We start from the raw sequence: 6,366 nt of genomic DNA on the forward strand, positions 1-6,366 counted from the left end.
TCAGTAAGTTAATGACAAAATAGCTAATGACAACTGGGTTAAAACTTGAAAACCGTCAAATTAATGTTTAGTGTACTATACATATTTACGGCTAAACATTAAATAGCCATGAAGAACAAAGGATGTAAATCATGTCACCCGTGTTAGAAGTTAAGAACCTCTACAAGGTATTTGGAGAGACTCCGCAACAAGCTTTCCCGCTGTTAGAAAAAGGGTTGGATAAGGACCAAATTTTCGAGCAAACCGGGCTCACTGTTGGGGTCAAGGATGTGTCTCTTTCAATCAATGAAGGGGAGATTTTTGTCATTATGGGTTTGTCCGGTTCGGGCAAGTCCACTTTAGTTCGATTGTTGAACCGCCTGATTGAGCCAACCCAAGGAAGTGTTTTACTGAAGGGTAAGGATATTGCTCATATTTCAGAGCAAGAGCTGCGCGATGTAAGACGTAAAAATATCTCAATGGTATTTCAGAACTTCGCACTCATGCCACATATGACCGTTCTTGAAAACGCTGCCTTTGGATTGGAACTATCAGGAGTAGTGGCTCATGAACGTAATAAAAGTGCAAAAGAAGCGCTCGCTCGGGTTGGCTTAGACGCCTACTGTGAGTCATTCCCTGATGAGTTATCGGGTGGGATGAAACAACGCGTTGGTTTGGCCCGTGCACTCGCCAACGACCCTGACATTTTGTTAATGGACGAAGCATTTTCCGCACTCGACCCGTTAATCCGCACCGAAATGCAAGATGAACTAATCCGCCTGCAAAATGATGATAAGCGAACCATCGTTTTTATTTCTCATGACCTTGATGAAGCAATGAGAATTGGTGACCGTATCGCCATCATGCAAGATGGCATCGTCGTACAAACGGGCACGCCCGATGAAATATTGCATCATCCTGCTAACGATTACGTCAGTTCATTCTTTCGTGGCGTTAATGTTGCCAGTGTTTTTTCAGCTAAAGACATTGCCCGTAAAAAACCCGCGGCCGTTTTTAAAAAACACGACAATGATGGCCCGGCTGCAGCAATGCAGTTACTGATGGATCATGACCGAGACTACGGAATTGTAGTTGACCGTACGAATAAATACTCTGGCATTGTGTCGCTCGACTCTCTGAAACAAGCTCTCAAGCAACAAACATCACTTAGCGCGGCATTACTGCCTGACATTGTGACGGTTGATCCGGAGCTGTCTGTTAGTGAATTAATCAGCCAAGTTGCTGAAGTCCCCTACGCCGTGCCTGTTGTCGATCAGCAGGGAAATTATTACGGCGTGATCACCAAATCACGCTTATTGCAGACTTTGGATAGGGAATAATTATGACAACGGAAACCAACATTCAATCCACAGAGGCGCTTGACCCATGGGCGTCTACCGCGCAAACGCCTGTCAGCAGCGATCCTTGGTCAGCGACTACTGCGTCTCCAACTACAGCAGGTGATTGGTTAAATGGCGCAACCGACGCTCCCGCGCCTTTCGATTGGCTGCACCCATTTCAAGATGCAATTATCCCCTTTGATCACTGGGTTGAAACCGGGCTGGGTTGGTTAGTGGAACACGGTAGGCCATTATTTCAAGCTGTCAGAGTACCTGTTGATTTTATTTTAAGTTCATTTGAAACCACGTTAGTTTCAACGCCAGCGCCTGTGATGTTGTTGATTTTATTTTTGATCACATGGCAACTTGCTGGACCTAAAATGGGTATCGCTTCATTAGCCTCACTGATTACGATTGGATTAATCGGAGCGTGGTCACAAGCAATGGTCACCCTCGCCTTGGTCATGACCTCGGTATTCTTTTGCCTATTGATTGGCTTGCCACTTGGGATTTGGCTGGCCAGAAATCAAACGGCTGCAAAATTCATCCGCCCCGTTTTGGATGCGATGCAAACCACGCCCGCATTTGTGTATTTAGTCCCGATCGTGATGCTGTTCGGAATTGGCAACGTACCTGGCGTGGTGGTAACCATTATTTTCGCCCTGCCACCAATTGTCCGTTTAACCATCTTAGGTATTCAACAAGTTCCCGAAGAGCTTATCGAAGCAGGCCATGCATTCGGCGCAAGCCCAAAACAGATGCTCTACCGTATTCAGTTACCACTAGCCATGCCGACCATTATGGCCGGTGTCAATCAAACACTGATGCTATCGCTGTCGATGGTTGTGATTGCCTCCATGATTGCTGTCGGTGGCTTGGGGCAAATGGTTTTGCGTGGTATTGGCCGACTTGATATGGGACTCGCTGCCGTGGGGGGACTTGGCATTGTCATTCTCGCCATCTTACTTGATCGCCTAACTCAGCATATCGGTACAGAAAATCGCGATCAAAAAGTACGCTGGTATCAAACTGGCCCTATCTCACCCTTTTATTTACTGAAGCAAAAACTGACTCATCAGAGTGCCAACAATCTAGGAGAACAGAAATGAATTACGCATGGAAGACGTTAATCTCAACCAGTTTAATCGCATTGGCGGCATTACCCATCAGCGCTTGGGCTAATAAACTTCCCGGCGAAGGTATCCGTGTACAACCCGTGCAATCGACAGTAGCTGAAGAAACATTTCAAACTCTCATCGTGAACAAAGCGATGGAAGCGCTGGGGTACCATGTCAAACCGACCAAAGAGGTCGACTACAACGTGGCTTATACTTCGATTGCCGAAGGCGATGCAACCTATCTCGCCGTTGGGTGGTTTCCTTTACACGCCGACAAATACTCGATGGCGGGCGGCGACGCTAAGTTCTATCGAAAAGGCCAATATATATCAGGAGCAGCGCAAGGCTACTTGATTGATAAAAAAACGGCAGATAAGTACGGTATTACTAATATTGCTCAGCTAAAAGACCCTAAAATCGCCAAGCTGTTTGATGCAAATGGCGATGGTAAAGCAGACTTAACTGGCTGCACACCCGGCTGGGGTTGTGAGATGGTGATTGAGGAGCACTTAACCGCCTACGGTTTACGACCGACCGTTACTCACAACCAGGGTAACTATGCCGCTATCATTGCCGATACAATTTCACGCTACAAAAAAGGCGACCCTATCCTTTATTACACTTGGACACCTTATTGGGTGAGTGGGGTTTTGGTCCCTGGTAAAGATGTCACCTGGCTTGAAGTCCCTTTCTCTGCCCTACCTGGTGAGCGCAAAAATATCGATACAACCCTACCCAACGGAAAGAACTTCGGCTTTGAGATGAACAGTATGCTGATTGTCGCCAATAAAAAATTCGCTCTAGAAAACCCAGCCGCAGCAAAACTTTTTGAAATCATGAAGTTGAATATTAATGATATCAGTGCGCAAAACATGATCATGAGTAAAGGTAAAAACTCTGCCAAAGATATTGAAGCTCATGCCAATGGTTGGATAAAAGCTCACCAATCTGAATTCGATTCGTGGATAAAAACCGCCAAAGAAGCAGCGAAGTAAGAATATGGAGCCACCCATATCAAAAGGGTGGCTCTGCTTATTTTCAAGGAGGAAAGTATTGGATATTCATGAAGAAGTACTGGTCGCTATACGCCAAATTATTCGTGCGACAGATCTCCATTCCAAAAAAATAAACAAAGATTTTGGCCTCACTAGCCCCCAACTATTGTTAATGCGTGCGATCCAAAACTCGGCCGATATGACCATAAAGCAACTCTCCGATCATACGAATATGAGCCAAGCTACAGCGACCAGCATTTTGGATCGCTTAGAAAAGCGCGCACTGATCATTCGAGAGCGAGATCAACAAGATAAACGTAAAGTTCATGCGTTGTTGACCCCAACAGGAGATGAATTATTACTCAAAGCACCCACACTGCTAAAAGATAGCTTTATTGAACAATTTCAGGCGTTAAACGCATGGGAACAAACTCTCATTCTCTCCACTTTACAGCGGTTATCGATGATGATGAAAACACCAGAAATAGAAGCATCGACGCTATTGTCTAGTCTAGAACCCGATGATCCTCTCTAGTTTTTATTCGACCGACTAAAGCAAATTGGTTACTTTTTTCTCAACCCAATTCCAATTATCAACCTCAGCCAGATTAGAGGTTGTAATTGACTGAATTTCGGTTATTTTGAACCAAATCTCCTTTTTCTGATTCGTCATGGAATACTTAGACTTATTTCAAAAAAATTATCAATGGATCATCACGATCATGGCGTTGCTTATTTATCCTAAAACAGCCAGCTACACCGTGCGATGGTTTGAGAATATGGTCATAGGCAAAGTCGATATTCATCGGCTTAAACGAGCACGTTGGCTGGTGAAGACCTTACTCTTCTTGGTGTTAGTGTTGACTCTGCTAATGATGTGGGGCGTGGAACTGCGTGGGTTATTGGTTGTTGGCTCATCACTTTTTGCGTTGCTTGGCGTCGGTTTGTTTGCAGGTTGGTCTTTGCTGAGCAACGTCACCTCATTTCTGGTTTTATTTGTACAAAACCACTGTCGCATCGGTTTATGGGTGCGAGTGGTGGATGGCGCAAATTTTGTTGAAGGTAAAATCGTCGACATGAACCTACTCAATGTCGTATTAGAGAATGTTGATGGCAATACAGTGCTCTATCCAAACAACCTCTTTATTGTTCGCCCTGTAATTGTATTAAACAAAACTCCAGAAAAAGCCGTGAAAAAAATCGAGAAGAAACAACTTCCTATCGGAGTAAAACGTTGAACGAATATCAAGACCTTTCACTGCATATTGAAACGATTTCAAAAGCCGATGAGCAGCAACAAATCGACTTACTCGGCGAGTACGTGGAAAGTGGGCTTGATGAAAGCTCGATCGCAATCATCTTAGAAGCTTTTCCTGTCGAGCAGCGGGTACGTCTGTGGCGTAGCCTACCCTTAGAGCTACACATTGATGTACTGACAGAGATGCGTGCTGAAGTACGTTTTTCTATCATCAACGCACTGTCAGAAATAGAACTAAAACTGACTCTCGCCAAACTCGATAACTTGTCTCTGCTCGAATGGGCCGATTCTCTGCCTGATGAAATCATCAGTGAAGCGCTGCGCTTAATTAGTCGCGACGAGCTTGAATTGTATGATCAAGCCAATGCCTATGAAGATACTGAAGTTGGCCACTGGGCAAACCGTAAAGTGTATACCTTGCCTTTCAGCATCAGTGTCGACAAAGCCAAGATACTATTGGAGAAATATCATTATGACTCTCCACAACATATCTATTTGATCAACAAAGCAAAAAAATTCCAAGGTATCGTGAGTTATACAGAAATTTTGCTTGCTGAAAGCAAAACTTTACTGAAAAACATCAAGCAAGATGATCTCTTTACGCTGAATGCTCACCAGTCACTTTCTGAAGCAGTAGAAGCGTTAGAACATTCCCAATTGCCGACTGTCGCCATCATTGATAACCATGAAATCTTAGTGGGTGAAATTGACTGGCAATTTGCCCTGAGTACACAACGAGAGATTTACGAATCGCGCTTAATGGCCGGTACGGGTATGGATGAAGGAGATGACTTATTTGCACCCATCATTAAAAGTTCCAAAAAGCGAGGCCTTTGGCTCGGGATCAACCTGCTGACCGCCATCCTCGCTTCGGTCACTATAGGTATGTTTGAAACGGTCATCTCGCAAGTTGTCGCGTTAGCGGTATTGATGCCAATTGTTGCCTCGATGGGCGGTATTGCGGGAAGTCAAACCTTAACCTTGATGGTACGTGCCATGGCATTGAACCAAATTACACCGGGTAACCGTTTTGCGTTGCTCAAAAATGAAATTGGTATTGGTTCCATTAACGGTTTGTTATGGGCGTTGATCATTGGTGCCTTGGCAGGGCTCTGGTTCCAGTCAGCGATGATTGGCGCCACCATTTCACTGGCCATTGTTGTAAATATCATTACCGCCGCGCTGTTTGGGGTACTCATCCCGATCACGCTTGATAAGTTTAAGCTTGACCCAGCATTAGCGGGCTCTGTCATCTTAACCACAGTAACGGATGTTGTCGGCTTCTTTGCCTTCTTGGGCACAGCAAGTTTAGTGATGTTGTAGCTTTCCAAACCGCTTGAAGCAGCTTACATCAAAAACGGCAACTTTAAACAAGAAAAGCATGTCATTTCAGATAATTCCACTCTAACTTACTAGAAAATTAGAATATTCTAGTAAGTTAGAGTGGAATTAAACATCCGGCCTGTTATAAAATCTACAATAAAATTATAATTTCCATTCTTACAATTGGAGATTACTATTATGATTAGAAGCCTTTTTTATATCTTAATTATTATTTTATCTACAGCATATGTAAATGCAGCAATACCCAATGATGGTATTGATGATTCTAAATCCATTGAAAATATGATTATGAATTCCCCGCCCGGTTCTACCATTAGTCTAAAGACTGGAAC

6 protein-coding genes are annotated in these 6,366 nt (G+C 44.1%); all 6 read left to right on the forward strand.

What is annotated here, in order from left to right; all coding sequences use genetic code 11:
• Positions 1 to 131: 131 nt before the first annotated feature.
• Positions 132 to 1,319: a glycine betaine/L-proline ABC transporter ATP-binding protein ProV gene (gene proV / locus AACT21_RS04875; protein ID WP_013867972.1), complete on the forward strand. Its 1,188-nt coding sequence runs from the start codon at positions 132 to 134 to the stop codon at positions 1,317 to 1,319.
• 2 nt (positions 1,320 to 1,321) lie between these two features.
• Positions 1,322 to 2,428 carry a glycine betaine/L-proline ABC transporter permease ProW gene (gene proW / locus AACT21_RS04880; RefSeq protein ID WP_017043350.1) on the forward strand — a complete coding sequence of 369 codons (1,107 nt, stop codon included), beginning with the start codon at positions 1,322 to 1,324 and terminating at the stop codon, positions 2,426 to 2,428.
• The gene (gene proX, locus AACT21_RS04885) at positions 2,425 to 3,432 is read left to right on the forward strand and encodes a glycine betaine/L-proline ABC transporter substrate-binding protein ProX (RefSeq protein ID WP_094164455.1); all 1,008 of its coding nucleotides are present in this window, start codon (positions 2,425 to 2,427) and stop codon (positions 3,430 to 3,432) included. The genes proW and proX overlap by 4 nt, the downstream gene beginning before the upstream one ends.
• A gap of 4 nt (positions 3,433 to 3,436) precedes the next feature.
• A complete protein-coding gene (locus AACT21_RS04890) occupies positions 3,437 to 3,967 on the forward strand; it encodes a MarR family winged helix-turn-helix transcriptional regulator (RefSeq protein ID WP_013867975.1) in 531 nt (176 codons plus the stop codon).
• Between the two features lie 136 nt (positions 3,968 to 4,103).
• Complete coding sequence (locus AACT21_RS04895; protein WP_013867977.1) at positions 4,104 to 4,670, forward strand: mechanosensitive ion channel domain-containing protein; 567 nt, start codon at positions 4,104 to 4,106, stop codon at positions 4,668 to 4,670.
• Positions 4,667 to 6,013, forward strand: coding sequence for a magnesium transporter (locus tag AACT21_RS04900; RefSeq protein WP_017046070.1), 1,347 nt, complete (start codon positions 4,667 to 4,669; stop codon positions 6,011 to 6,013). Before AACT21_RS04895 ends, AACT21_RS04900 begins: the two co-directional genes overlap by 4 nt.
• Positions 6,014 to 6,366: the final 353 nt, after the last annotated feature.

Source organism: Vibrio sp. V08_P9A1T1 (genome assembly GCF_963874405.1).
GTDB classification, from domain to species: domain Bacteria; phylum Pseudomonadota; class Gammaproteobacteria; order Enterobacterales; family Vibrionaceae; genus Vibrio; species Vibrio anguillarum.

Excerpts from the sequence above, each read along its gene's own strand:
- proV (WP_013867972.1), top strand. The coding sequence starts at position 132 with ATGTCACCCGTGTTAGAAGTTAAGAACCTCTACAAGGTATTTGGAGAG.
- AACT21_RS04890 (WP_013867975.1), top strand. The coding sequence starts at position 3,437 with ATGGAGCCACCCATATCAAAAGGGTGGCTCTGCTTATTTTCAAGGAGG.
- AACT21_RS04895 (WP_013867977.1), top strand. The coding sequence starts at position 4,104 with ATGGAATACTTAGACTTATTTCAAAAAAATTATCAATGGATCATCACG.
- proW (WP_017043350.1), top strand. The coding sequence starts at position 1,322 with ATGACAACGGAAACCAACATTCAATCCACAGAGGCGCTTGACCCATGG.
- proX (WP_094164455.1), top strand. The coding sequence starts at position 2,425 with ATGAATTACGCATGGAAGACGTTAATCTCAACCAGTTTAATCGCATTG.